Here is a 26,732-nt window from a genome sequence, read left to right as displayed (position 1 = left end):
ACTCCCTTGGGGGAGTGGGGGCCGGTGAGTTCCCCATCTCCCCATCTCCCCATCTCCCCACTTCCCCCTCAAAACAGCCAAAAAAAGTTAAGTTATTTGTACTGTACTTGGGAATTAGGTGTAAACGTGGTGATGTATTAAGTATGGAATTAAGCGATCGCTTATCAGTAAATACATTGCATCACCCTTAGGAGGTGGCTATGGAAGGTATTCTATTTACAATTTTGTTAGCAGTTTATTTAGTAACTGTTAAGAAGCAGCTAACACAAAACCAGTCTTCAGCAAATGAAGATACAAACGTGATTATTGCTGAAAAATAGTTATTTGACAACTTTTGCTCAAACAACTATTCAATTAACTATTAATTTCCTGTGGGTAAAGCACTTGCGCGACAAACTTGTAGAAGCGAACAGCAGCCGCATCACAAATGTTTTACCCTACCTTCTATTTAAAGTGGCACAACCGTAGCATGAGCAACTTCACCTGTTTGCGTAAGGAGGCTCACACCGTAATTTATTGATTCGGTGTTGAGAGGAATTGCGGGTTAAAAACGAAACATCCCTTGGATAAATCCGTGCAAAACTGGGCAACCTTATATATTTTGCATAGATTTAAAGTCTTGCAAGGAGGGAGCAACAAGGAGGGTTGGTAGCTCAAAGTCCAATTCTTCTCGTCTAAACCCTCCTTGTTGCAAAGTATGGGAGCCGAAACCTAGAAATAGGCAGGCTTTTAAAGACTTCGCAACTAGACCTATTTGCATATCGACTATACCAAGAAGCCTGCCTATTTCTTCAGGCAATCTTCCAAGCCCAGTTTTGCATAATTTTAGCGAAACCCCCGACTTATGTTGAGCGTCGGTTAACGCGGAAGAGGGGATAGTTGAGTTTTTAGCAATCTCCGGGAACGCAACACGAACAATTGTAGTCTAAAATATTATTATCATATGTGAGTAGGTCGAACTCATCGAACAAGTACTTACGCTAGTTTGTAAACTCAACCCTACCGCAACACAGTCTGAGAAACTGGAAGTAGTTCTTCATGCTTTTGCTGCGGCTTGCAACTACACCAATGAAGTTATCAAGCCGCAAATAACTAGCAAAACAACTATTCAAAACGTTGTTTATGAGGATTTGCGTTCAAAGTTTGGGTTAGCCGCAAACTTAGCTGTGAGAGCTTGCGCCAGAGTGGGTGCTAATCGACTAGCAGCCAAACGCCAAGGGAAACCTGTTAAAGCGTTTAAACCGACCAGTGCTGACTATGATGCCAGGATTTTTGCATTCACAGAGAAAGACTGGACAGTAAGCCTGACTACATTGTCTGGTCGGGAACACATCAAAATTGATGCTGGTAATTATCAACGCGGCAAGCTGAAAGGACGTAAACCAACAAGCGCTAAATTGTGTAAGCACCGCGATGGTCAGTATTACATCCACATCCAGCTTAAAGACGAAGTCCCAGATCCACAGCCAACCAAAAAAGTAATAGGTGTTGATTTTGGACGCCGTGATATTGCCGCAACCAGCAACGGTGATTCATGGAGTGGTAAACAGTTAACCAAGACGAGGGATAGATACAGTAAAACAAGGGCGTCTGTTCAAAGAAAAGCTTCCACACGCACAAGGTCTAGCCGACGTAGATGTCGTCAGGTCTTGGCACGGCTATCGGGGCGGGAGAGACGATTTCAAGCGTGGGTGAACCACAACATAAGCAAAACAATCATTCAGCAAGCCAAAAGTGAACAAGCGCTTGTAGCTATTGAGGATTTGACTGGTATTCGTGAAAGAACAAACCAAAAACCGCGCAACAAAACAGAACGTCGTAGAAGCAACTCGTGGGCGTTTTATCAATTGCGGATGTTTCTGGAATATAAGGGATTAAGAAACGGCGTTGAGGTGATAGCCGTCTCTCCTCGATACACGAGCCAAACCTGTAATCAATGCTTGCACATCGGCTTGCGCTCTGAGAAAAAATTTAAATGTGGCAATTGTGGGTTGTCCTGTGATGCTGATTTGAATGGAGCGAAAATGATTGCATTATTGGGGCTGTCTGTAAACCAGCCTGGAGGCTCGAACGGTTTGTGCTGTAATCTCAGTACCGACTTTTCAGGGCTGCTGAAAGCCCACACTCTACCGCAAGGGAGCGTGTGGGTAGTTTACGTTTTCTTAGTACAGCATTTTATTTATTCGTAGCGAATTCTATGCAGAAAAACTCTGCCTTCCTCCCTTCGGATTCGCCAGTCTCCCTACCCTTACCTTAAGCCCTCCGGGTACTCTACCCTACGCTCACGCCTTACGGCGTACGAGAAGCCGCCCTCCGGGCGTCTACGGGGGTTCGCATACCCTTACGGGAAGCCGCTCCACGTCTACGTGACCCAAAGCCCAGCCACTGCGGTGGACTCTTCTCCCGGCATAAAGGAGCCACTGCGCCCTTGGGGGTTCCAACAGTTGTAACACGTGGCGTCACATGGCGTCCAAGACTGCGACCCCCTCACCGCTTCGTGTCTACGTGACGGAGACCGCCTTTTTGGGGGCTGGTCTCACCGCGCTGACTTTGCGTCCCTCTGCGTTGAAAAACGTTACGATCTTACGCTGTTACTGTGACAAATTGTGTAGAAGTCAGCCAAAGACTAGTAACAGCATACTTGACAAATACTGATTCTTGTGTGGCATTGCAAGAACTTTTCAGTTCCACTGTTTTTGTTTCGTCTTTTACCAATCTAGCCTGATAATTATATTGTGAACCATCAGGTTTTTCAAAAATTAACTCAGCCCGAATTGTCTTTTTGTCTGCACTTTGCTCAATTATTCTACCTGCTACTTTATATTTAAACCAATCCCATCCATAACGCAACATCAATTCTCTTTCCACAACTTGAATTGAACTTGGTAATATTCCCCAGCCACGATAAGCTTTTTCTAAAGATTTAATATCGCCACTACGAGTTACAATCGATTTAAATAAATCTTGATTGAGATTGCCGTAATATCTACCTTCGGGAAAGTCTATGCAAGTTGGTGCAAACCGATGTCCACCAAAATGACTAGATTTCCAAATACGCACATTATCTAAATTCAAATCAGCAACAATATTTGTAGCATGAAAATGAAAAGGATTACCGTATCGAGAGCAGCATTTATCGTGACTACCGTGGGTACATACAAGAATATCTCGTGTTGAATTTGTATCTAATTCATAACCTCCAGAGTTTCTATTCCATAAGAATTTTTTAATTACTGCTGCTGCGTGTTGGATATTTTCTAATTTGTACTCTCGCTTACAGAAACCATTAATCAACCCTTCTTGTTGTTGATAAATCAAAAGGGTTGTGCTGTCTGATTTATGCGAAAAATTATTAGCAATTAATAGAAATTTAATTGGTAGCTTTGCACGTTTCACCTCCTCTACCAAAGTCCGCAAATTTTCTGGAACCCAGCGAGAATGAAAGGCTTCTGCGGCCCAAGGAGTTGGACACTCAATTAATACATAAGTTTGGTGATTGGCAACACTACCAATAATATCTTCTCCTATGATGCGGGAATTATCGGAACAAAAGAAAGTGTTCATTGAAGCGTAATGATGGGTGTACTTAGGGAACAAATCATATGACCAAAAGAGATAGTATGTTTATTTACAATCTCTCTGTAAAAACTGTTTGCTAATTGATGAGTTAAAAAATCATGCCCTAACTAGCAAACAAGAGAAAACAGGAATAATCGCTATCTTCCAGCCCAATCCTGGTAGCCACTTTATAACATTAATTCTCGCTAAGGTTTGTGCTGTAAACATTTTTTTCAGAAAGGACATCAACATTGTTTGAAAAAATCCTCCTTTGTTGCAAACAGAAATTGTAAAATTTGTCAGTGTTCAAAAGTAGACTTTATTAACTTTGTTTTGACAGTAAAAGTAGCCAAATTTATATTTATTGGCTGTATGTAATGAATGCTGTAATCAAGGGTTTCTTGATGTTTGTACTTTTATCTCATCAATGTTCAAACAAATTATGAGTACATTGATTCACTTGTTCAGTAGATGCAATTACTGATTTCCCTGCGAAAGTATTGGTTAAGAAAATTTCCCCAATATCTGATTTAAATATATATTCAAATTGGTTCATATTGCAAATTATTCTCAACTATTTTATAAAAAAATAAAAAACACCAGGAAATAGAGCCAATGTTAATGTTTTTAACTTGAACTCAAATATTTTAAGGTTAATAAAAATATTAACAATTACTTATTGACTAAAACACAGCCATAAGAAGTATTTTTACTCAATACTCCAGTCTGATTCAATCAATATGTGATGTTTCTCCACCTCCTGTTAAAAAATAAATTTACACTTACAAACAAGCATCTGCCTCGAATTTAACTTACGTTAATCTTAGTTGCAAGTATTTTTTAATACACATGGCTTTGTCTATGCAGCGATCGCACATGCTGATTCTCAAGAGTGGTTGGGTTACAAACGGCGTTTGTCACCAGCCAATGCTGATGCTAACACTGATTTGGAGATTATGCGATCGCTCATTCATTCTCTATTGCCAGGAGAAAAACCAGCGGCTATTGGTGTTAGTTTTGGTGGGCCTGTAGATGCCAATAGCGGTACAGTCAGACTATCACATCATGTTCCTGGTTGGGAAAATATTCCTTTGCGGCAGTTGTTGGCGGAGGAATATGGTGTGAGTGTTGGTGTTGACAACGATGCTAATGTAGCGGCGTTGGGTGAATACAGGTATGGTGCAGGGGTTGGGTATGATAGTTTGTTTTACATTACCGTTAGCACTGGTGTAGGTGGTGGTTGGATACTCAACGGTAAGCCTTGGCGGGGTGCGGAAGGTATGGCTGGAGAAATTGGACACATGGTAGTAGATCCAGCTGGGCCAGTATGTTTGTGTGGCAAGCGGGGATGTGTGGAAAGGTTGGCGTCGGGACCATATATGGCGTTGGATGTGAGGGAGATTTTATTGAATGAACCGCAGAGGCGCAGAGGACGCGGAGGGGAGATATTGAGGGGTTTAGTGAATGGGAATTTGGAGTTAATTACTGGGAAGGTTGTGAGTGAGGCGGCGGCGCAGGGTGATGAGTTAGCACAAGAAATTTTACACCGTTCGGCTTGGGCGTTGGGTGTGGGTATTGGCAATGTGGCAAATTTGATTAATCCGCAGCGGTTTGTTTTGGGTGGGAGTGTGACGAAGGCGGGGGAAGGATATTGGCAGGTGATTCGGAAGGTGGCGCAACAGACGGCTTTACCAGAGATTAATTTTGAGGTTGTTCCAGCAGGGTTGGGTGATGACGCACCATTATGGGGTGCAGTGACACTTGCTCTAGAAGCGGCTTCCAGGCATTATGGCGAGAAGTAGATGAGTAGTAGGTAGTAGTGCATAGTAATAATAAAATCAGTAAGAGTCGTTCAATATAGGAGCTATGCACCAGCTAGTTCGTAAACAAATATTACCTTGGGCGAAAAAGTCTACGTTGCACCATTTGCCGAATTAGACGCTACTAATGCCCCTATTAGTATCGCGCGACGAGCGCATCGTAGGCGGCTTTTGCTGCATCAAGCTCAGACTGAGAATAAGCTCCTTGCTGTACGAGGAACCTTCTATTTACGCCACTACCCAGATTTCTTTGCAGCGCAGCCACTCTCTTAAAGCTTGGAGAACACTAATCCCTCTTTTATTACTACGGGGAGAGTATAATCAGTAAGGAAATCGGAAACAGTAATTGAAGGAGATGGTTTCGAGTAGTATTGGTAGTAAACTCAATTTTTTTCACTCAAACCATGTCTTTACCATTAACCTACCTAACTATTGATGAATACCTCCAATTAGAACAATATAGTGAGGTTCGCCATGAGTATCTTGGTGGTCAAATCTTTGCTATGTCTGGCAGTAGCAAGGAACATAATCTCATAGCTGGGAATATCTACTCACGCTTACGTTCTCATTTACGGGGTGGTTCCTGTAGTGTGTTTATGGCTGATATGAAAGTCAGGATAGAATTAGCGAATCAAAATAACAATATATTTTACTATCCTGATGTGGTTGTTACTTGCGATTCCCAAGACCAAGACCGCTATTTTTTAAATTATCCTTGCCTAATTATAGAGGTGCTATCACCAAGTACAGAAGTCACAGACAAGCGAGAAAAACTCGTTAATTATCAAGAATTAGAAAGTTTACGGGAATATGTATTAGTTTCCCAAGATGATATGAAAATAGAAGTTTATCGTAAAGATTCTCAAGGCAATTGGTTACTAGAAATGTTAGGCAAAGATAATGAATTAAGTTTAGATTCTGTTGGCTTAAGCTTGACAATGGCAGATATTTACGAAGATGTTTTAAGTGTTTAGGGCAAAAATTTATGCAATCAGCTTTACATATCACAACCAAAGTTTTACCAGGAAACAAAATAGAAATTGAAATCCCAGAAGCTCAAATTGGTGATAGTGTAGATGTCTTTGTGGTTTTGCCACAAAAAGTAGAAACCAAAAAGCGTTCAGTGATAGAAATTATAGAAGAAAGTCGCAGCAGACACCCTTCTCGAACTGCTGAGGATATAGACAGACAAATACAAGAAGAACGCTTATCATGGGAGAGCTAATACTTCCATCCTTTAGTACTATTTATATAGATACTTCGATTGTGATTTATACCATTGAAGATAATCCAGAGCATTACTCTCTGTTGCAACCACTATGGTATAAGTTCTACGCTGGAGAAATTCAAATTATCAGCAGTGAACTAATATTAATGGAGGTTTTAGTTGTTCCATTACGTAATGGCAATATTTCTTTAGTAGCAGACTATGAAGAATTGTTATTATCATCGCAAATTCAGTTGATTCCTATTAGTCAATCCATACTGTGACAAGCTGGTAAACTTCGGGCTACAACTAACCTCAAAACACCAGATGCTATTCATGCGGCGACTGCCTTATCTATGAGTTGCAATCAATTTCTCACAAATGATCAAGGCTTTCGTAATGTTCTCAGTTTACCTGTCGTTATTCTTAGTGAAAGATTAGCATCTTGAACTTTGGAGATTGGGCGTTACACAAATTTAGAGAATGTCTATATTCCAATTCAGCAACGCCCAATGATTAGTTATTTAAGTTATTTAACTTGCAGCCGCAACTGGCTTTTTACGGTTGGGACGCTTCCGATCTGATTTTTTCTTCAATCCAACGGCTTGGGCTTGATCACTGTCTGATCCATATTGTCCCCGCACGACTTCTTTCATGGCTAATACAGCATTGTGAAATTCCCATTCTGCTAATCTAGCAGCATCAGCAGCTGCACGGTATAGAGCTAGTTTCTCGGTTTCGGCTTGTTGTTGCGTCATCATTGTCTGGTAAGCTTGCTGTAAGTTATCAACAGAGGCATCAGCACGGGTTGTTTCGTAGGTTTTGATGGTTTGCAAACCGTGAAATGAGTCAATATCTTGACTAATTGTTTGAGGGGACAAACGGCGTGTTATATCTGGGCTAGCCATTGACATATACGTGGTAAACTACCTATTTAATGTGCCCATTACAACAGCAAAGCTAACAGTAGAATAAAATGTCACTGTCGCCGTTGCTCCAAATAATGCGACAGGTAAATTGCCAAGACATATGAATATGAATCTTGCGAAACTGAATTTGACGAGCGTAAGCCAAATTCACCCAGCCTCTTGTGGGTGTTTGGCAAAGAATGGGTTGTGGCATAATGGAAATCTCCATGAATACTATGGATAAGGAAAGCGCTTCAGTTTGCGAGACGGGGCGCTTTCTCTATAATTCGATTATATCACTATCGTAAGTATAGTTAATAATAACTATACTATTCGTGTGATTATATACTAAAATTTGTAGATAAACGCGAAAAAAATGGCTGTTAAAAACCGCATCAAATATTTAATAGATGCGCTTGGCGAAACTAGATATCAGTTTTGGAAAAAGACGGGATTAGCCCAAAACACGGCATATCGCCTTTATGATCACCCTGACTACATTCCTGGTCGCGATGTAATTGAGAAGCTTTGCCGTACGTATAAATGGCAACCAGGAGATTTTATTGTGTATGAAGAAATAAATATAAAGGATGTTACGGACACGATGGGTTAGTTTTTGCAGGTTGGTGCATTAACAATGTAAGCCGATGCATTCGCAATGTAAGCGGATGCATTCGTAATGTAAGCCGATGCATTCGCAATGTAAGCGGATGCATTCGTAATGTAAGCCGATGCATTAACAATGTAAGCCGATGCATTCGTAATGTAAGCCGATGCATTAACAATGTAAGCCGATGCATTAACAATGCAGGGGTTGCGTTTAGATAACATAGCGATGCAAATACTAACTTCCAAGATGTTCTGGTGTTTGAAGAAGCGCGTAAACTTGTTCTATGAGGTGACACTGATGATAAGTAGTGCGATCGCAAAACGCTTTCCGGTATCTGTGTCTGTAATTTCTATCCTAATTTTGGTTCAGTACCTGCGATGATGCGCTCAAGCAAAATTACATACAAACCAGCCGCAACGCCAAACAAGATGTAGGGTAGGGGTTGGTGCAGGAGTAGCATGAAAATGGAAACTGCGATCGCACTAGAAATTAAACTTAAAGACATAATCCTTGAGATTGCTACGACTCAATGTATCGGCATTATTTTGTAGTGCGATTGCTCTCAATTCCCAAAAGATTCCCAACTTTTTAAAAAAGTCGGGGATCTGGTTCACACAGATAACTTAACTCATAATTTATTGTGCTGCCAAATACTCATATAATTGCCAACGGGCGTCTACTTCTGCTTGCGCTTGTTGTAGTAGGCGTTGAGCAAGTTCGGGTTTACTCTTGACAAGCATTTTGAAGCGATTTTCTTGATACATTGATGCTTCTAGTGATTGTTTGGGCGATCGCATATCTAATTGCAGAGGATTTTTACCCTGTTGTCGCAACTCTGGATTATAGCGATACAACAACCAACGACCCGATTCTACCAAAGCTTTTTGGTTGTTTATGGCTGTGGTCATATTAATGCCGTGGGCTATGCAATGACTGTAAGCAATAATCAGTGATGGGCCGTTGTAAGCTTCGGCTTCTAAAAATGCTTTCAGTGTTTGATCATCTCGTGCGCCTAAAGCTACACTCGCTACGTAGACATTACCATAGCTCATAGCCATTAGTCCCAAATCTTTCTTGGCAGCAGGCTTACCACTAGAGGCAAATTTCGCGATCGCAGCTCGTGGAGTAGCTTTAGAAGATTGACCGCCTGTGTTGGAATATACTTCTGTATCCATGACTAAGATATTGACATTTCGACCACTGGCAAGCACATGATCCAATCCGCCAAAGTCAATATCATAAGCCCAACCATCACCGCCCACAATCCAGACACTCTTTTTGACAAGATAATCAGCAAGGGATTTTAGATTTTGGATTTTGGATTTTGGATTGTTTTGATCAATTAAAAGTTCATCTAATCGCTGTTTGAGCAATTCTACCCTTTGTCTTTGATCGTGAATATCTGCTTCGGTTTTTTGGGGTGCATTGAGAAGAGATTCAACTAAATCCTCAGAAATTAACCCCATCCCCAATCCCTGATCCCTGTTCCCTAACTCCCGCAATAATTCCGCAGCATATTCAGCATGTTTATCCAAAGATAAGCGAAAACCAAAACCGAATTCGGCGTTATCCTCAAATAAACTATTAGACCATGCCGGGCCTCTACCTTCAGAATTCTTAGTCCAAGGAGTTGTGGGTAGATTTCCACCGTAAATAGAAGAACAACCAGTGGCGTTGGCTATCATCGCGCGATCGCCAAATAGTTGTGATAGTAGTTTTAAATAAGGTGTCTCACCACAACCCGCACAAGCACCAGAAAATTCAAACAATGGTTCTTGCAGTTGTTGTTGGCGAATTTGGTTTAATTTTAGTTGCCGTCGGTCAGGATTTGGTAAATTCAAGAAGAAATTCCAATTTTCCCGTTCTTGCTCCCGTAAAGGTAGCTGTGGCTTCATATTAATTGCTTTAGTTTCTGGCTGCAATTTATTTTTTGCAGGGCAAATTTCAACGCAGATACCGCATCCTGTACAATCTTCCGGTGCTATTTGAATTGTAAATTTCTGTCCTGCAAAGTCTTTATCTTTGGCAGCAATTGATTTGAATGTTAGGGGAGCATTTGCCAGTTTACTCTCGGGATAAACCTTACTACGAATTGCCGCATGGGGACAAACCATCACACACTTGCTGCATTGTACGCAGATATCAGCTTCCCAAACCGGAATTTCTAAGGCGATATTGCGTTTTTCCCATTGAGAAGTACCCGTGGGGAAAGTTCCATCAGCAGGTAAAGCACTGACAGGTAAATCATCTCCTTCCCACCTGATAATTTTGCCTAAGACTTCTCGCACGAACTCTGGCGCACTCTCAAGATTTTCGATTTCTCCCCATCTCCCTATCTCCCCATTGCCCCCCAACCCCACAAAGTGGGGACCCCTAGCCCCCCATCTCCCCATCTCCCCATCACCCCATCTTGGAACATCGACTTTCTGCAAGTTTTCCAGCGTCCGATCTACCGCTTGCAGATTCTTGCGGACGACTTCTGCACCTTTTTTACCGTATGTCTTTTCAACCGCTTGCTTAATTTTGGCGATCGCTTCTGCTTGGGGTAAAACTCCTGCTAAGGCAAAGAAGCATACTTGCATTATTGTATTGATTCGTCCCCCCATGCCACTTTCACGGGCGACTTGAGTAGCATTTATAACGTAAAATTTTAGTTGTTTGCTAATAATCTGCTGCTGTACTTTCTCTGGCAGATATTTCCAGACAGTATCAGCATCATAAGGACTGTTGAGTAAGAAAGTTGCCCCAGATACAGCATCTTTCAGTACATCTACTCGATCCAAGAAAACCCACTGATGGCAACCAATGAAATTCGCTTTACCAATAAGATAAGTAGAGCGAATTGGTTTCGGGCCAAAACGCAGGTGAGAAACTGTCATCGAGCCAGATTTTTTGGAATCGTAAACAAAGTAACCTTGGGCGTAGTTATCAGTTTCTTCACCAATAATTTTGATCGAGTTTTTATTTGCACCCACCGTCCCATCAGAACCCAACCCGTAAAACATGGCTCTGACGACGTGGTCTGGTTCAGTAGAGAAGTTGGGGTCAAAAGTTAGGGAAGTATTAGTTATGTCGTCATGAATACCAACAGTAAAGTGATTTTGCGGTTGCGGTTGGGCAAGATTGTCGAAAATAGCCCGCACCATTGCCGGGGTAAATTCTTTAGAAGAAAGACCGTAGCGACCGGCGATGATTTTGGGAGTGGGGATTAGGGGCAGTGGGGAGATGTGGGAAGTGTGAGGGGTGTGAGGGGTGTGGGGAGTATAAACATTTTCGTCATCCCCTTGTCTTTCTTGTCCCCCTTGTCCCTTTATCTCGTTGTGCAATTCCCATGCTTCGTGAATAGCGGTGACGACATCGAGATACAACGGTTCGCCGGCTGAACCTGGTTCTTTGCTGCGATCCAGAACCGCGATCGCTTTTGTGGTTTTTGGTAAAGCCTGAACAAATCTTTGCACATCAAAGGGGCGGTAGAGTCTGACTTTAACAACACCGACTTTTTCACCACGGGCGTTGAGATAATCTACTGTTTCATGGACTGTTTCACAGCCAGAACCCATGAGGACAATTACGCGATCGGCGTCACTTGCCCCATAATATTCGTAAATTTGATAATGTCGTCCCGTGCGTTCCCCAAATCTATCCATGACTTGCTGGACAATTTCTGCACAAGCATTGTAGTAAGGGTTAGCACGTTCGCGGGCTTGAAAATACACATCGGGGTTTTGGGCAGTTCCCCGCAATACAGGGTGATCTGGAGTTAAAGCGCGGGTGCGATGGGCGAGGATTAATTCTTCATCAATGAGCGATCGCAAATCGTCATCTTCCAGCAACTGGACTTTCTGAATTTCATGGGAGGTGCGAAAACCATCAAAAAAGTGCATAAATGGCACTCGCGCCGCCAGCGTCGCAGCTTGGGCAATGAGAGCAAAATTATGTGCTTCTTGCACAGAGGCAGAACACAGCAATGCAAACCCAGTACCACGGGCTGCCATAACATCACTGTGATCGCCAAAAATGGATAAAGCATGGGTAGCTAAAGCACGGGCAGCCACATGAATTACTGCACTAGTTAATTCTCCAGCAATTTTGTACAGATTAGGGATCATCAACAATAATCCCTGTGACGAAGTAAATGTAGTTGTGAGAGAACCCGTTTGTAGTGCCCCATGTACAGCCGCAGCCGCTCCACCTTCACTCTGCATTTCAATTACACTGGGAACAGTACCCCACAAATTAGGGTGATTTGACGCTGACCAAGCGTCAGCCCATTCACCCATGGCCGAAGAGGGGGTGATGGGATAGATGGCTATGACTTCACTTAAACGGTAAGCAACACGGGCTACAGCCTCATTCCCATCAATGGTTGCAAAGGTTGTGTGCATTATTTCCTCCTGCAAGCTACCCCCAAAAGTTAAGGTAATTAGTAGTTAGTGGTTAGTAGGGGCGAAGCATTTGTAGCATTTGTATGGGTATGTTGAATTTAAAACGAAATATTTTCGTACAGTTTATAACCCGTTTTAACGGGTTTAAGCTTTCAGCCCAAAACTTTAGTTTTGGGATTACCTAGACATATTTATTAATTATTTAGATTATCTCATTCACAAAAAATGTATGGATTGATGTTAATTAATAACTGTACTCATGCCAAAAAACTACCCATGAGTTAGCTTTTCAGAAAATATAAAAAAATTTTGGGGTAGAGGTTCAAGAATTAATTAATCAGAATTCCAGCGACTTTGTCTTCATTAGACCTCTTGCAGAAAAGTTTTGTGATAAATTAATGGGTTGGAGAAAATTGGGAAAAATTAATTGGCAGGTTGAAGTACATAGTTATAAATCCCAGCAATTAAATGGCATTCTATGGGGCTTTCGGTGACATCCATGACCACCGTTTTTGGTTTCTGCGATGGGATCATTAATAGCTTTAATTAATTCTTCTCTTTCGCGTTCGGTTTTCATAACTTCACACGAATTGCTACACTCTTTATACAGCAAGCTCTTCATCGCGTATTGTCGTCCCGTCAGCGTCTCATCATACAACCGGCGATCGCCTGCGCCGCCTTCTTCAAAGTCCACCCACTACATACCATCCACAGCAAATGCCATCTTCTAGACTCTACAGGGTCTGATGCATGAAGGTAGGCGCCGCTTCAGTTCTTCTGCACTCAAATGGCTTTCTAAATGTGCTTTCTTTGGCATGGTTGTCAACCACTCATTTCACTCAGCTTTTCTGTTGTGATTACACAATACACTTTTTGGGGGTTTTAAAAACCGGATTTGGTATCACCCATTGTGTAATGCCCATTATTCATTTCTGAAAAAAGTAAAAAGATTTTTTGAGAGACGCACAGCGCTTGTACAAGTAAAAAGTTAAAAGAAATATTAAATTCATCTTTCTTTTTACTTGGTTCTTTTTACTTTTTCATGCGTCTCTTTCAAATCTCCTAAACTTATGGGGATTTTATTTTTACTTTTTACTTTTTCAGGATACTCTTTTACGAATTAGGTACTTCAAGTTCCCCGATTTCTGCAAGATTATTATCTGTTTCTTTGATTTCCTCAGAGACTTCTTTTTGAATCCATAAAAATACTATGGCAAACACAGGAAAAGGCAAAATATAGAAAACTAGGGGAATCATGATCCAGGGTAGCCATGAAGCAGCATAGTCACCTGTTAGTTGTGTCATATCTACCATCATACAATTCCTCTAAAACTCAAAATTTAAAACTCAAATTTATCCAATGCAAAATTTGTGTTAAGAAAGTAACATTTAGCTAGCATTAACGGCTCCTCTAAGAATGGCATCCAAAGAGTCAAAGTTTTCGAGTAGCAAGTATGCAAATATAGCACCACCCATTGCACCAAGAAAAATTCCCCCATTTAATTGGCTCCATTCTTCACGAGTTCTCAATGGTCTTAAGGAATCTTTGGAATAGGAACTGTAAGAACCTTTCGGATTTCCTTGAAATGTTGTAATCGCAAAAATGGAAATTCCTAAACAAGCGGATACAGCTATATATATAGCAGTGATTAATCCACTCAGATTTGCTCCATGTGCTGATTCCCGTAAAGGCCCAATTACAACCTCTGGTCCCACAAGAAAATAGCCATGAGCCATACCAATTTCCAGTCCCCGCATGAAAGGAGTTAACCCTTTGCGATAAGCAGGTAAATTATTGATGAAAGCTTTAGCTAAAGGAGAATCATTAATAGGAGTGGATAGATTACCAAGACAGGGATCGCCTTTGAAAGGTTTAATTATATCGTTATCTACTGTATCAACTGTATTAGACATTGTTATTACCCTTTGTACTGAATTGGTTGATGTTGTCTTAATTTTCAATATATCAATTATCGATTTCTAAAAATATATTTTTAGATGATTTTAATAATATTATTAACAATAATGCAAACATAAATAGGAAAGTCTCTTGCTCAGTCAAGCAAGAGAGGAGGTCGAAACTTAATATTTTTAATAATTGATTTCTGAAGTAAAAATAACAAAATACAAACTTGATAATTGAAGTTTATTTGTTAACTGTTGACAGTTAAAAATTAACTGTCAACAGTTGATTCATTGACCAAATTTACTTGCCGTTGAGGCAATTAAAAAGGCTCCGTAGGTAGCGATATAACCAACAGTAAAGTGAGTTAAGCCGACTAAACGAGCCTGAACAATTGACAAAGCAACGGGTTTATCTCTCCAGTAGCCAAAGGACAGGGGTGTCTGTTCGTGTGCCCAAGCCAGGGTTTCGATTAACTCTTGCCAGTAACCCCGCCATGTAATTAGGAACATGAAGCTAACAGCCCAAGCTAAGTGTCCAAACAGGAACATCCAAGCCCAAACAGCTAAGTTACTGGTTCCGTAGGGGTTATAGCCGTTAATCAACTGAGCTGAGTTTGCCCACAGGTAGTCTCGGAACCAACCCATGAGATAGGTAGAGGATTCGTTGAATTGAGCAACATTCCCTTGCCAGATAGATAGATGCTTCCAATGCCAGTAGAACGTTACCCAACCCAGAGTGTTAAGCATCCAGAAGACAGCGAGGTAAGACGCATCCCAAGCTGAGATATCACAAGTGCCACCTCGACCGGGGCCATCACAAGGAAAGGCGTAGCCAAAGTCTTTTTTATCAGGCATTAGCTTGGAACCACGAGCATCCAACGCACCTTTTACTAATATCAAGGTGGTGACGTGCAAACCGAGAGCGATCGCATGATGAACATAAAAGTCACCCGGTCCAATGGTCAAGAACAATGAGTTAGTCCCATTGTTGATTGCATCCAACCACCCTGGCAGCCAGACATTGGCATAGTTGGGCCATGCTGTGAAAGCAACACTATCTGGGTTTGATAGTAGTGTATGAAACCCATACAAAACTTTACCGTTTGCCGACTGAATAAACTGAGCAAACACTGGCTCAATCAAGATTTGCTTATCAGCCGCGCCAAAGGCTACTTCTACATCATTGTGGACATACAAACCCAAGGTATGGAAGCCTAAGAATAGCGATACCCAACTTAGATGAGCAATAATAGCTTCTTTGTGCTTCAAGACTCGCTCTAGGACATTACCCTTATTTTGTTCTGGATCGTAATCTCTAATCCAGAATATAGCAGCATGGGAAAATGCCCCTATCATTAAAAAGCCGGCAATATACTGATGGTGTGTGTATAATGCCGCCATCGTGGTAAAGTCCTTAGCGATGAAAGCGTAAGGCGGCATGGAATACATGTGCTGCGCCGTCAAAGAGCTAGCAACCCCCAGGCAAGCTAGCGCCAAAGAAAGTTGGAAATGTAGAGAATTGTTTACTGTTTCGTACAGTCCTTGGTGAGGCAGATTGAATGGCCCTTCAACTGTTCTACCAAAGAAAGTCTTTGAATCCATCATCTCTTTGAGACTGTGACCAATGCCCCAATTAGTGCGGTACATATGACCCGCAATAATCAAGAGGACTGCGATCGCTAAATGATGGTGTGCCATATCCGTCAGCCACAATGATTGTGTCTGGGGATGGAAACCACCTAAGAACGTGAGAATTGCGGTTCCTGCACCTTGAGAAGTATTAAATACATGCTGGGCGGTATCAGGATTTTGAGCGTATGTTCCCCAATTCCCCGTGAAAAACGCCGACAAACCAGCGGGATGAGGTGGGGTAGATAAGAAGTTATTCCAGCCTACATGTTGACCGCGAGATTCTGGTATGGCGACGTGTACTAAATGACCAGCCCAAGCCAGAGAACTAACACCAAACAAACCTGCTAAATGGTGATTCAAACGAGGTTCTGCATTCTTAAACCAACTCAGCGAGGGACGAAATCTAGGTTGCAAATGTAACCAACCTGCAAACAAGAAGACTGACGCTAGCAGAATTAAGAACAAAGCACCAACATACAGATCGGTATTTGTCCGCATCCCGATGGTGTACCACCAGTGGTAGACGCCGGAATAGCAAATATCTACAGGGTTTCTTGCTCCTGCTTGGGTGAAAGCTTCAATTGCTCCTGGCCCAAATTGAGCATCCCAAATCGCATGGGCGATAGGACGCACATGCACAGGGTCTTTAATCCATACCTCAAAATTACCTTGCCAAGCAACGTGGAACAAAATCCCCGATGCCCACAGAAAGATAATTGCTAGATGACCAAAGTGAGAGGCAAAAATACTTTGATAGAGATTTTCCTCCGTCATCCCATCATGACTTTCAAAATCGTGGGCAGTGGCCATCGCATACCAGATCCGACGTGTTGTCGGATCATTTGCAAGGTCTTGGCTAAATTTTGGGAATTTAGTAGCCATAAGCCAAAGAAGTAAAAAGTAAAAAGTAAAAAGGCAAAAATGAAGTAGATATAGCCAGAAAAAGCAAAAAGTACACAAGTTAAATTCTTTCTTTTACCTTTTGCCTTTTTCCTTTTGACTTCATCCAAATGCCGTCATTCGTGCCAGGAAGAAAGCCCAAGTAGTGACAATTCCTCCTAAAAGGTAATGAGCAACCCCTACAGCCCGACCGTGAATGATGCTCAAAGCACGAGGTTGAATAGCTGGGGCAACTTTCAACTTGTTGTGTGCCCAAACTATCGATTCAATCAGTTCTTGCCAGTAGCCACGACCACTGAATAAGAACATCAGACTAAAGCCAAAAATGAAGTGTCCGCCCAAGAACATTAAGCCGTAGGCTGAAAGTGATGTATTGTACGATGTAATCACTTGTGCTGATTGCGCCCAAAGAAAATCACGCAACCAACCGTTATTTGTTATTGATGAAGTCGCAAAATTTCCACCAGTGATGTGAGTAACTACCCCATCTGCTCCCACTGTCCCCCAGACATCTGACTGCATCTTCCAGAAGAAGTGGAAAATCACCATACTGAGAGAATTGTACATCCAGAACAAACCCAGGAATACATGATCCCAAGCCGATACCTGGCAAGTACCACCTCGCCCCGGCCCATCGCAGGGGAAGCGGAAGCCTAAATTAGCTTTATCTGGAATTAAACGGGAACTGCGGGCAAATAAAACCCCTTTCAGCAGTACCAGAACAGTGACGTGAATTGTGAAGGCGTGAATGTGGTGAATTAAGAAATCTGCTGTACCCAAGGTAATGGGCATCATCGCCACTTTCCCAGCCACAGCCACTACACCACCACCGAAAGCATAACTGACAGGTTCGTGCAAATTAGGAGCTGTGGTTCCCAATCCTGTTAGTTCCAAATTTCGCAAGCCACCGAAAGCATGACCCAAAGGTGCAGCAACTTGGAGTGCTGGATTTCCTATGGTCATCGTATGGATATGTTGTAACCACTGGGCAAACACTGGCTGTAGTTGAATTCCCGTATCCGAGAACATATCCTGAGGACGACCAAAAGCTCGCATGGTGTCGTTGTGACAATACATAGCAAAGCTATGGAAGCCAAGGAACTGACACACCCAAACAAGGTGAGAAATAATTGCATCCCGATGGCGTAGTACCCGATCCAGCACATTATTGAAATTTTGTTCTGGATCGTAGTCCCGCACCATGTAAATCGCTGCGTGGGCTGCCGCACCAACTATTAGGAAACCCCCAATCCACACATGGTGAGTGAACAGAGATACTACAGTTGCGTAGTCTGTTGCCAAATAGGGATAGGGCGGCATCGCATACATGTGATGGGCGATGATGATGCTCAGAGAACCCAACATTGCCAAATTAATTGACAGTTGAGCGTGCCAGGAAGTCGTAAGGACTTCAAATAGACCCTTGTGACCGACAGGCCCAATAAAGCTTAAAAATGGCAGCATGTTTGGAGTTCTGGCATCATCCAGCATTTCTTTGATGCTGTGACCAATACCCCAGTTAGTACGATACATGTGACCGGCAATGATGAACATTACCGCGATCGCTAAATGATGATGTGCAACATCCGTCAACCACAAGCCACCAGTTACAGGGTTAAGCCCACCCTTAAAGGTGAGAAAGTCAGTAAAATGTCCCCACTGCAAGGTGAACAAAGGTACTACACCTTTCACAAAGCCCCAATCTGCATGGGGATATAACTTGTTCATCAAACTGGGATTCAAGATGAACTCATGCGGTAAAGGAATATCCTTCAGAGCTACTCCAGCATCCAACAGCTTGTTAGTGGGTAGGGAAACATGGATTAGGTGTCCTGTCCAACCCAATGAGCCCAAACCCAAAAGCCCAGCCAAGTGATGATTTAACATCGACTGGGTATTCTGGAACCATTCCAGTTTGGGAGCGCGTTTGTGATAGTGGAACCAACCAGCAAACAGCATCAGCGCTGCCATTACCAAACCGCCGATCGCAGTGCAATACAGCTGGAATGTATTGGTGAAACCAGCAGCACGCCACATTTGGAAAAGCCCAGATGTAATTTGAATGCCGTGGAAACCACCGCCCATGTCTCCATTCAAAATTTCTTGGCCAAATATCGGCCAAACAACTTGGGCGCTCGGTTTAATAGCAGTTGGATTTGCCATCCAAGCTTCAAAATTGGAAAAGCGAGCACCATGAAAATACATGCCGCTTAACCAAATAAACACCACCGCTAGATGCCCAAAATGGGCAGCAAAAATCTTGCGCGATATGTCTTCTAAATCGCTAGTATTAGTGTCGAAATCGTGGGCGTTAGCATGTAAGTTCCAAATCCAGGTTGTGGTTTTGGGGCCTTTGGCAAGGGTGCGGTCAAAGTGTCCTGGTTGCGACCACTTCTGAAAAGAAGTTGCCACTGGATCGTTATCAACTACAACCCTCGCCTCTTGCTCTTGCTCTCGCTCTGGCGTAAGAGTCATTGAACTCTCCCTCTTCTATTAAAGAAATGAGAACTTTACTCTGCTCAAAGTAGCTGTATTTAAGTTTTTTGTTGGTTGTTAGTTTGGCGATTAACTATTGCCACTAACCAACAGAAAAAAGCCAGCGATTGGATTAACAGTGACGCTGGATTATCTGTAGATAAATTATTCGCTCAAGAGACATCAAGTAGCTGAATAACCCTTTCCTTAGAGAATAAGAAAAAAAAATGAAGAACTGATGAAGGAAGATAGTTATTAATAAAAAATTACAAAAACTAATTCCAATTCAGCACTTCAGCTACTTGTTTAGCTAGAGCCATGAGATCAAAAGGCTTAGTGATCGCAGCCCTCACCCCAAGTTTTACCATCTGGGATACATCCCCGGTTGTTACAGTTGTTAATAAAATTACAGGAATATGATGGGTTACAGGGTTACTTTGTAGCTGTTGCAGGGTTGTAGACAAGTCTTGCTCGCAGACAAAAGCATCCACATCCATGAGGATAGCATCGACTTGCTCGGTCTCAGTTTTAACAATCGCTTCATAACTGGATGCTGTTGTCAGCACTTCCCAGCCTGCCTCTGTTTCCAAGCAAAGCTGGGTCAATTCCCGAATAGCGTTTTCATTTTCAATCAGTAAAATGCGCCGGATTGCCACTACTAACATTTACCTTCTTGCCTCATCTTGCCTCAATTCGCTGGCAGACGTAGAATCCCAGCTTCTTGTAGAGTAGGCAATAAATGTGAATAATTAGTGAAGAAGGTTAAAAAGCTGCATCAGCAAACAGACTTAGTCCTCTATGCGATCGCAGTCATTGCTAAGAGCACAGACGGTAAAGTTGATGTACTCCAAAAACAACAACCAACAGCTATTACACGAAATATATTCACACCGACCCACTGATTAATGCCTGTAGCACTTGATCGGATAAGGTAAAAGGATCGTAGGGCTTGGTAATGACTGCCGCTATCTTGAGTTGAGTAAACTGACGTTGTTCGGCAGCCTGTGCTTTTGCTGTGAGCAAAACTACTGGAATATTCTGAGTAGTAGGATTTTTTTGGAGGTTTTGCAAGGTTGTTAACCCATCCATATCCGGCATCATCACATCCAAGAGAATAACATCAGGTTTTTCTGTTGCAGCTTTGATCAGACCTTCTCTACCAGAAACTGCTGTTAGGACTTCCCATCCGCCAGCTATCTCTAGACACATCTGGGTAGTTTCTCGGATATCCTGTTCATCATCAATAATCAAAATGCGTTTTGTCATTTGTTGGTTGTTAGTAGTTAGTGGTTAGTAGTTAGTAGTTAATGGTTAGTAGTTGGTAGTTAGTCGTTAGTAGTTAGTAGTTAGTGATTGGTATTTTTCCCATTCCCTATTCCCCATTCCCCTTTCCCCATTCCCCGATCCCCAATCACTAACCAATAGGCAACGTGAAATAGAAGGTGCTACCCTTCCCTAAAATACTCTCTGCCCAGATTTTGCCTCCATGCTGTTGTACTATACTGCGACAAATTGCTAATCCCAAGCCAGTACCCCCTTGATGACGGGAATTAGAAGCATCGACTTGCTGAAAGCAGTCAAAAATTGTCTCTAGTTTATCTTCAGGAATACCTCGCCCTTGGTCTTTGATTTGGAACAAGAGATAGGAAGTAGGGGGAGTAGTAAATTTATTTTTCTCCACACAATCGGCTTTCCTCACTTCCCCCTCTTGTTGAAGTTCAACACTTAGCCATACTGTGCTACCTGGAGGTGAGAATTTAATAGCGTTGCTGAGTAAGTTAGTAATTGTCTGGATGATGCGGTCTGGATCTGCCCATAATTGCACTGATGCTGGTGTCAGTTCTAGGTGAATTTCTGCTTTCTCAGCCATTGCTCGCATTTCATCCACAGCTTGAATCATTAAGTCTGCGGCGTTACAAGTTTGTTTGTGCATCGTCACTTTGCCTGAATTGATGCGCTCAATATCAAGGATGTCATTGATCAAACGCACTAAACGGTTGGTGTTATCAAAGGCAATTTCTAGCATCCGCTGACTTTTTTCGGGTTGATTGTTTAAGGAACCCCGTGCCAACAAGCCTAAAGCACTGCGAATTGAGGTTAAAGGTGTTCGTAACTCATGGCTGACAACAGAAACAAATTCATCCTTCATCCGTTCTATTATTTGTCGTTCGGTTATATCCTTAAAAATAACTACAGCACCAACAATTTTTTTTTGTTTCTCGAATTGGTGTAGAGACGTATTCTACTGGAAATTTTGAACCATCGCGGCGGTAGAATATGTCGTCAGTAACATGTTGTACTGTTCCATTTTGCAAGGTAGCGTAGATGGGGTTATCTTCCAAAAAATAGCGGACACCGTCGGGTCTAGAATGCTTCACGACTTCGTGCATAAACAGATTGATTAGTTCTTTCACCCCATATCCCAGCATTCTTGCTGCTGCTGGATTTACAAAAGTAATTTTGCCCTGACAATTTAAACCATAAATTCCCTCGCCGGCTGAGTTCAAAATTAACTCGCTTTGCCGACTAAGGCGTTCTAGTGAGGCTTGTGTTTGCTTGCGATCGCGAAGTGCGCGTTCTCGTTCGTTGATTTCTTCCAACAATCGTCTATTGGCTCGTCGTAACTCTGCGGTTCGCTCTTGAACTCGTTGCTCTAATTCGGCATTCAATGCACAGATTTTTTTCTCAGCTTGCTTGCGCTCTTCGATATCGCACTGCAAGTTGGCGTTGAGAGCATTGACTTGCTGATACAGTTGATACTGATGAATTGCCATTGCAAAGTGACTAGCCAAAGCTTGGGCAAGTTCAATTTCCGTAGCTTTCCATTCTTGGACTTGACCTCGCTTCAACTCTCGCCAGACCTCAAAGGATTTAATCGGGGACAAATGTCTCTCATCATCGCGGTCTGGTCGTCGTGCCCAGATGGTTTCTATGTCTATTTCGTTACGAAAAATACTTAAGTAACCCAAAATCTGCTGCCGATATTGCAAGCGCAAAATTAACAAAGTACGAATCCCAGACTTCAAAAACGCCTGTGCTAAATCTGACTGTAGTGCCGCTTGATACAAATCATTAACAACCCAAACTGGGCTTTCTTCAACAACAGTTGTTTCCATTCTTAGCCATTCTCGCCAGCTAGGATATTCTTCAAGGGGAGTGTGAGGAGTGGGGAAAGACGAAGAATTTATTACTCCTCCAAGTCGTCCCCCAAGTCGTCTCCCTTGTCCCCTTTTTCCCCTTTTTCCCCCTTGTCTCCCTTGTCTTGTGTCAGGCTGTTTGCCAGTAGTAAACAACTGCGCTTTCTCACCAGGGTTCTGGGGGATGATGCAAACTCTGCCGCCTGCGCCTTGTAGTGCTGATACAGTTAATTCTAGTGCTTGTTGCACCTGCATCTGTGTCATGGAGTGTAGCAGCTTGGCAACGCGGTTAATTGTGGCTTCTTGTTGGGCTTGGAGGCGGCTTTGTTCGAGGAGAGTAGATTGAGCGATCGCAATTGATAATTGATCTGCGACTAACTGCACCACTTGTAATTCTCGCTCTGTCACTTGGCGCGGTAAACTATGATGTGAAACTAATAAGCCCCATAATTGCTGACAATGCAAAATTGGCACTACTAAAGAAGATTGCACTCCCATTGAGGTGAGGTATTCTACATGACAAGGATCTACTGAACGAAATCGCATGTCATTTTTAAGTTCGATAAATTCGTCAGCTTCCGGCCCAGGGCTGAGTCCAATTTGTTGTGTTGCTACATCCACAATTGAACGCTGACGAGCCAACAAAAATAATTCTCTAACTTCTTGTGGAATATCCTGAGCAGGAAAGTGTTGCCCTAGCAAGGATGGTAGACGTTCTTGATCCACTGATTCTGCTACCACTTCACCACTACCATCTGTATCAAATCGATAGATTTTAACCCGGTCAGTCTCCAAGAATCCACGGATTTCGGCGACAGTTATTGAGAGTATCGCTGGTAATTCCAGAGATTGGCGAATGCGATTCATCATCCGATGTAGCAATACTTCTAAAGAAGTGATTTGCTTTTCACCAGCAGTGTTAGTCTGATTTAACGCCTTGGAATGGGGATTATTCGATGGCATCATCTAAAATATCATGGCAAAGTATTTTCTCTAGTTCTGCAAACGCAGGCTGCTGTATTTCTTGCTTTAAGGCTATAACCAAGTTGTACAAATGCAACACTTGATTGTGATTAATGTTCATATGCGATCGCAACATTTGCTCTACTTCAAAAGCCAAACGCGAACCTTTGATAAAACCAAAGATGCCCAAAGCGCCTGCTAGTTTATGTGCTGCTTGTTGTGCTTTTTGTCTTAATTCGTCTCCCAAGTTGTTCTCTAGTAATGCTGCGGTGGCTTGCTCTAAGATGCTGATGCGATCGCAACTCTTAACTTTCAACTTCTCCCATAATTTAGTTAACGCTGCTTTGGTTTGTTGTATATTATTATGTAAATCTTGAGCCTCATAAAATAAATCTCTTATCTGTTGTTTTGTACTTGGTTTTGCACCATTTAATCTGTGATTTTCTTTTGTTTTTTGTGACATTTTTTGAGAAGATGTAAATACTTTCAGACGATAACCCAGTCCATACACCGTTTCAATAAAATCATTCTCCGCTCCTGCTTGTTTAAGTTTTTGTCGCAAACCTTTGATATGAGCCGTAACTGTATCCTCTTGGGGAGCTTCTTCTGTTGCCCACAAGTGTTCTAAAATGTCGCTGCGGCTAAAAACTTGATGCCCGTTGCGAAGAAAAAGCTCTAGCAAACGATATTCTTTGGGAGTTAAATTGAGAAGGTGATTGTTATAGACAACTTCACATTTACCAGGATCAAGACGCAGGTTTTCCCATTCCAAAACCGTTTGTAGAGTTGAATTTCGCCGCCGCAATAAAACCCGAATCCGAGCTAATAATTCTGACATGTCAAAAGGTTTCACAAGATAATCATCTGCTCCAGCATCTAATCCCATTACTTTATGAGTGCTAGAATTTTGCGCTGTTAATAGTAGTACGGGAGCTTGATAATTATGAGAACGTAACCTTTGACAAAGCTGAATACCGTCCAACTTCGGTAGCATGACATCCAATAAAATTAAGTCATACTTGAAAGCCTCTACAAGCTCCCAGCCTAATTCCCCATCATTTGCAACATCGACAACATAATGTTGATTCCCAAGAATATTTTCTAGAGTATTGGCAATACACTCGTCATCTTCAACTAATAAAAGTCTCATGAAATATCACCCTGTTATGATTGGGAATATATCGAATTACACGCTTAGGTTTTGAGCTTGGACAGCTTGAAGAAATTTCCCCACTTGACCATATTGGTTAAGCAAGCGTGACATTCGCGATTAATCAGTTGACTTTTTAGATCATCTTTTGGTGATGTCTAAGGAAGAATTCAAGAGAAAGATAAACAGGGAATATTTGCCTTTTCACCTTTCAGAATTTTAACAAGCTGCGTTTTAGAATTTCCATGCGATCGCCCCGCACCCTTTAGGAAGGCTCCGCCTACAAAATGAAAGTATTTTTTAAAAATGTGTAAGTTCTGAATTAATCAGAAATAATCGCCAAAAAATCAAAATCAAGAATATCAAAAGTTTGGTTAATAAAAAATAACTGATTGTTCACAAAAATGTTACTAACATTTTCCCATTTTAGGATAGTTGGGCATACTAAATATATTATTGTGTTGACAATTACAATCATTATTAACAGATTTCTCACAAAATTAATTACTTAGCTTCAATAAAGTTTTCATTTCTTTACTTATTTTTATAAATACTAGAGTAATTTTTTACACATTCCCGAATTATCCAAAGATGCAGCTGGTCAATCAGGGATTGCACCCCCCATCAAAGATTTTCCGTCATTCCACCAGATGACCAGACGTAGCATTGCTACGTCTCTACTACGAACCATTATCTGAAAACTGCTCAAATTTACTTATCAACTATGGTTTTGTAAATTTATGTAAATAAAATTAATTCCTTCATTAGTTCTTCATGTTTTTTCACTATTCTGCTTTTCATCAATCTTGAATAATATTTTCGTCGTAGCTGATGAAGGTTTGACTGCAAATATATAGCCCTGCCATCGCCTCTGGTGTGAGAGTGTGCTGCGATGGAAACTCCTGCCCATTCAATGAGGATGTATTGAGTATGAAGCTAGAGTCAGACCATGTAATTGCAACCTCAGATAGTAGCAATTACACTTCTGAGCCAACAGCAAACAAACTCTCAGAAAGACGCAAAAAAGTTAATCATTGGGAAAAATTTTGTTCATGGGTTACCAGCACAGAAAACAGACTATATGTCGGCTGGTTTGGTGTGTTGATGATTCCTTGCATCTTAACAGCAACAACTGTTTTTATCATCGCCATCATCGCTGCCCCTCCTGTAGACATGGATGGAATAGGTGCGCCCATTTCCGGTTCAATACTTTCTGGAAATAACATTATTACTGCTGCTGTTGTGCCAACATCGGCTGCAATTGGTCTGCATTTTTATCCAATTTGGGAAGCAACTTCCATTGATGAGTGGCTTTACAATGGTGGGCCATATCAAATGATTGTGCTGCATTTTTTGATTGGCATCATTGCTTATCAAGATCGGGAATGGGAACTAAGTTACCGCTTGGGAATGCGTCCCTGGATTTCTCTAGCATTTACTGCTCCCGTCGCCGCATCAGTTTCAGTGTTGCTAATCTATCCAGTGGGACAAGGTAGCTTATCTGCGGGAATGCCTTTAGGAATATCTGGCACATTTCACTTCATGTTGCAGTTTCAAGCAGACCACAATATCTTGATGAATCCTTTGCATCAGTTAGGAGTGATTGGGGTTTTAGGTGGTGCTTTTGCGGCTGCAATGCACGGTTCCTTAGTCACGTCTACCTTAATTCGCAGTCATAATCACAGCGAGTCTGAATCAATTAACAAAGGGTACAAACTTGGTCAAAAACACCCTACCTATAATTTTAGGTTTGCCCAAATTTACCTATGGCACTTGATATGGCATCGTGTTAGTTTTCCTAACTCCCGCAAATTGCACTTCTTTTTGGCAGCTTTACCAGTAGCAGGAATTTGGTCTGCGGCTTTGGGTGTGGACATCGCTGCCTTTGACTTTGACTACTTGCAATTTCATCAGCCTGAGATCAAAAGCCAAGGGCAGATTATTCACACTTGGGCAGACACAATTGATTGGGCTTCTTTAGGAATAAAAATTTTAGATGAACGCCATATTTATGACTTCCCTGAAAACTTAACAGCAGGTGAAGTAGTGCCTTGGAAATAGGCATCTTGAATTTTCAATTTG

The 26,732-nt window shown here is 42.0% G+C and carries 21 protein-coding genes and 3 pseudogenes; 10 read left to right on the top strand and 14 right to left on the bottom strand.

Features of this window, described 5'->3' with window-relative positions:
• Window positions 1-191 (top strand): hypothetical protein (locus tag UYI_RS37045; protein ID WP_235147986.1); only part of this gene is annotated, 191 nt, incomplete at its 5' end.
• Window positions 192-962: 771 nt separating this feature from the next.
• Window positions 963-2,189, top strand: coding sequence for an RNA-guided endonuclease InsQ/TnpB family protein (locus UYI_RS33075; protein WP_051035571.1), 1,227 nt, complete (start codon window positions 963-965; stop codon window positions 2,187-2,189).
• A 394-nt stretch (window positions 2,190-2,583) separates the two neighbouring features.
• Here the strand turns inward: UYI_RS33075 and UYI_RS0121420 are convergent, their stop codons facing one another.
• Complete coding sequence (locus UYI_RS0121420; RefSeq protein WP_016868725.1) at window positions 2,584-3,564, bottom strand: sucrase ferredoxin; 981 nt, start codon at window positions 3,562-3,564, stop codon at window positions 2,584-2,586.
• A gap of 821 nt (window positions 3,565-4,385) precedes the next feature.
• Between UYI_RS0121420 and UYI_RS0121415 the strand changes: the two genes are divergently transcribed.
• From UYI_RS0121415 to UYI_RS33070, 5 genes and pseudogenes are all read left to right on the top strand, one after another.
• The gene (locus UYI_RS0121415; protein WP_016868724.1) at window positions 4,386-5,360 is read left to right on the top strand and encodes an ROK family protein; all 975 of its coding nucleotides are present in this window, start codon (window positions 4,386-4,388) and stop codon (window positions 5,358-5,360) included.
• 96 nt (window positions 5,361-5,456) lie between these two features.
• Window positions 5,457-5,651: a hypothetical protein gene (locus UYI_RS37040; protein ID WP_102205265.1), complete on the top strand. Its 195-nt coding sequence runs from the start codon at window positions 5,457-5,459 to the stop codon at window positions 5,649-5,651.
• Window positions 5,652-5,782: 131 nt separating this feature from the next.
• On the top strand, window positions 5,783-6,352 hold the full coding sequence (locus tag UYI_RS0121410; protein ID WP_016868723.1) for a Uma2 family endonuclease: 570 nt from the start codon (window positions 5,783-5,785) through the stop codon (window positions 6,350-6,352).
• A gap of 11 nt (window positions 6,353-6,363) precedes the next feature.
• The gene (locus UYI_RS0121405; RefSeq protein WP_016868722.1) at window positions 6,364-6,603 is read left to right on the top strand and encodes a hypothetical protein; all 240 of its coding nucleotides are present in this window, start codon (window positions 6,364-6,366) and stop codon (window positions 6,601-6,603) included.
• Window positions 6,591-7,034 (top strand): annotated as a pseudogene (locus UYI_RS33070) (type II toxin-antitoxin system VapC family toxin). Before UYI_RS0121405 ends, UYI_RS33070 begins: the two are co-directional and overlap by 13 nt.
• Before the next feature lie 84 nt (window positions 7,035-7,118).
• Here UYI_RS33070 and UYI_RS0121395 read toward each other — a convergent pair.
• Together UYI_RS0121395 and UYI_RS38095 are read right to left on the bottom strand one after the other, a co-directional pair.
• Entirely contained in the window at window positions 7,119-7,493 is a 375-nt protein-coding gene (locus tag UYI_RS0121395; protein ID WP_016868720.1) for a hypothetical protein, read from the bottom strand.
• Between the two features lie 52 nt (window positions 7,494-7,545).
• Window positions 7,546-7,707 (bottom strand): hypothetical protein, encoded by a 162-nt coding sequence (locus tag UYI_RS38095; RefSeq protein WP_167325075.1) that lies wholly within the window; start codon window positions 7,705-7,707, stop codon window positions 7,546-7,548.
• Window positions 7,708-7,869: 162 nt separating this feature from the next.
• On the opposite strand from UYI_RS38095, the gene UYI_RS0121390 reads away from it, so the two are divergent.
• Window positions 7,870-8,106, top strand: coding sequence for a helix-turn-helix domain-containing protein (locus UYI_RS0121390; RefSeq protein WP_016868719.1), 237 nt, complete (start codon window positions 7,870-7,872; stop codon window positions 8,104-8,106).
• A 346-nt stretch (window positions 8,107-8,452) separates the two neighbouring features.
• Here the strand turns inward: UYI_RS0121390 and UYI_RS35085 are convergent.
• The 8 genes and pseudogenes from UYI_RS35085 to UYI_RS0121350 all read right to left on the bottom strand — a co-directional run.
• Window positions 8,453-8,629, bottom strand: a pseudogene (locus UYI_RS35085) (glycerol-3-phosphate 1-O-acyltransferase PlsY); the annotation flags it as partial.
• Between the two features lie 109 nt (window positions 8,630-8,738).
• On the bottom strand, window positions 8,739-12,488 hold the full coding sequence (nifJ, locus tag UYI_RS0121380) for a pyruvate:ferredoxin (flavodoxin) oxidoreductase (RefSeq protein WP_016868717.1): 3,750 nt from the start codon (window positions 12,486-12,488) through the stop codon (window positions 8,739-8,741).
• Between the two features lie 448 nt (window positions 12,489-12,936).
• Window positions 12,937-13,065 carry a hypothetical protein gene (locus UYI_RS39800; RefSeq protein ID WP_258003601.1) on the bottom strand — a complete coding sequence of 43 codons (129 nt, stop codon included), beginning with the start codon at window positions 13,063-13,065 and terminating at the stop codon, window positions 12,937-12,939.
• A 536-nt stretch (window positions 13,066-13,601) separates the two neighbouring features.
• Entirely contained in the window at window positions 13,602-13,805 is a 204-nt protein-coding gene (locus tag UYI_RS33065) for a hypothetical protein (protein WP_009453711.1), read from the bottom strand.
• Window positions 13,806-13,877: 72 nt separating this feature from the next.
• Window positions 13,878-14,402, bottom strand: coding sequence for a photosystem I reaction center subunit XI (locus UYI_RS0121365; RefSeq protein ID WP_016868714.1), 525 nt, complete (start codon window positions 14,400-14,402; stop codon window positions 13,878-13,880).
• A 279-nt stretch (window positions 14,403-14,681) separates the two neighbouring features.
• Complete coding sequence (gene psaB / locus UYI_RS0121360) at window positions 14,682-16,907, bottom strand: photosystem I core protein PsaB (RefSeq protein WP_026086088.1); 2,226 nt, start codon at window positions 16,905-16,907, stop codon at window positions 14,682-14,684.
• Window positions 16,908-17,027: 120 nt separating this feature from the next.
• Window positions 17,028-19,400 carry a photosystem I core protein PsaA gene (gene psaA, locus UYI_RS0121355; RefSeq protein ID WP_016868712.1) on the bottom strand — a complete coding sequence of 791 codons (2,373 nt, stop codon included), beginning with the start codon at window positions 19,398-19,400 and terminating at the stop codon, window positions 17,028-17,030.
• Window positions 19,401-19,675: 275 nt separating this feature from the next.
• Complete coding sequence (locus tag UYI_RS0121350) at window positions 19,676-20,065, bottom strand: response regulator (protein ID WP_016868711.1); 390 nt, start codon at window positions 20,063-20,065, stop codon at window positions 19,676-19,678.
• Window positions 20,066-20,152: 87 nt separating this feature from the next.
• Here UYI_RS0121350 and UYI_RS37035 point away from each other — a divergent pair, with 87 nt between their 5' ends.
• Window positions 20,153-20,302 carry a hypothetical protein gene (locus UYI_RS37035; protein ID WP_157226375.1) on the top strand — a complete coding sequence of 50 codons (150 nt, stop codon included), beginning with the start codon at window positions 20,153-20,155 and terminating at the stop codon, window positions 20,300-20,302.
• Here the strand turns inward: UYI_RS37035 and UYI_RS0121345 are convergent.
• The 3 genes and pseudogenes from UYI_RS0121345 to UYI_RS0121335 all read right to left on the bottom strand — a co-directional run bounded on the left by UYI_RS0121345 (window position 20,286) and on the right by UYI_RS0121335 (window position 24,650).
• Entirely contained in the window at window positions 20,286-20,666 is a 381-nt protein-coding gene (locus UYI_RS0121345; RefSeq protein WP_016868710.1) for a response regulator, read from the bottom strand. The genes UYI_RS37035 and UYI_RS0121345 overlap by 17 nt on opposite strands.
• A gap of 148 nt (window positions 20,667-20,814) precedes the next feature.
• Window positions 20,815-23,500 (bottom strand): annotated as a pseudogene (locus tag UYI_RS33060) (ATP-binding protein).
• On the bottom strand, window positions 23,487-24,650 hold the full coding sequence (locus tag UYI_RS0121335) for a response regulator (RefSeq protein ID WP_016868708.1): 1,164 nt from the start codon (window positions 24,648-24,650) through the stop codon (window positions 23,487-23,489). Before UYI_RS0121335 ends, UYI_RS33060 begins: the two are co-directional and overlap by 14 nt.
• Before the next feature lie 930 nt (window positions 24,651-25,580).
• Between UYI_RS0121335 and UYI_RS0121325 the strand changes: the two genes are divergently transcribed.
• The gene (locus tag UYI_RS0121325) at window positions 25,581-26,711 is read left to right on the top strand and encodes a photosynthetic reaction center family protein (protein WP_016868706.1); all 1,131 of its coding nucleotides are present in this window, start codon (window positions 25,581-25,583) and stop codon (window positions 26,709-26,711) included.
• The last annotated feature ends 21 nt before the right edge of the window (window positions 26,712-26,732 follow it).

Source organism: Fischerella muscicola PCC 7414 (assembly GCF_000317205.1).
Classification (GTDB): domain Bacteria; phylum Cyanobacteriota; class Cyanobacteriia; order Cyanobacteriales; family Nostocaceae; genus Fischerella; species Fischerella muscicola.
The sequence above is the reverse complement of the archived record's forward strand: the minus strand, read 5'-3'. Positions and strand labels throughout refer to the sequence as shown.

Bases quoted from the DNA above. Each gene is read 5' to 3' on its own strand.
- UYI_RS0121420 (WP_016868725.1), bottom strand. From the start codon at position 3,564: ATGAACACTTTCTTTTGTTCCGATAATTCCCGCATCATAGGAGAAGAT.
- UYI_RS0121410 (WP_016868723.1), top strand. From the start codon at position 5,783: ATGTCTTTACCATTAACCTACCTAACTATTGATGAATACCTCCAATTA.
- UYI_RS0121405 (WP_016868722.1), top strand. From the start codon at position 6,364: ATGCAATCAGCTTTACATATCACAACCAAAGTTTTACCAGGAAACAAA.
- UYI_RS0121395 (WP_016868720.1), bottom strand. From the start codon at position 7,493: ATGGCTAGCCCAGATATAACACGCCGTTTGTCCCCTCAAACAATTAGT.
- UYI_RS38095 (WP_167325075.1), bottom strand. From the start codon at position 7,707: ATGCCACAACCCATTCTTTGCCAAACACCCACAAGAGGCTGGGTGAAT.
- UYI_RS0121390 (WP_016868719.1), top strand. From the start codon at position 7,870: ATGGCTGTTAAAAACCGCATCAAATATTTAATAGATGCGCTTGGCGAA.
- nifJ (WP_016868717.1), bottom strand. From the start codon at position 12,488: ATGCACACAACCTTTGCAACCATTGATGGGAATGAGGCTGTAGCCCGT.
- UYI_RS39800 (WP_258003601.1), bottom strand. From the start codon at position 13,065: ATGAAAACCGAACGCGAAAGAGAAGAATTAATTAAAGCTATTAATGAT.
- UYI_RS33065 (WP_009453711.1), bottom strand. From the start codon at position 13,805: ATGATGGTAGATATGACACAACTAACAGGTGACTATGCTGCTTCATGG.
- UYI_RS0121365 (WP_016868714.1), bottom strand. From the start codon at position 14,402: ATGTCTAATACAGTTGATACAGTAGATAACGATATAATTAAACCTTTC.
- psaB (WP_026086088.1), bottom strand. From the start codon at position 16,907: ATGGCTACTAAATTCCCAAAATTTAGCCAAGACCTTGCAAATGATCCG.
- psaA (WP_016868712.1), bottom strand. From the start codon at position 19,400: ATGACTCTTACGCCAGAGCGAGAGCAAGAGCAAGAGGCGAGGGTTGTA.
- UYI_RS0121350 (WP_016868711.1), bottom strand. From the start codon at position 20,065: ATGTTAGTAGTGGCAATCCGGCGCATTTTACTGATTGAAAATGAAAAC.
- UYI_RS0121345 (WP_016868710.1), bottom strand. From the start codon at position 20,666: ATGACAAAACGCATTTTGATTATTGATGATGAACAGGATATCCGAGAA.
- UYI_RS0121335 (WP_016868708.1), bottom strand. From the start codon at position 24,650: ATGAGACTTTTATTAGTTGAAGATGACGAGTGTATTGCCAATACTCTA.
- UYI_RS0121325 (WP_016868706.1), top strand. From the start codon at position 25,581: ATGAAGCTAGAGTCAGACCATGTAATTGCAACCTCAGATAGTAGCAAT.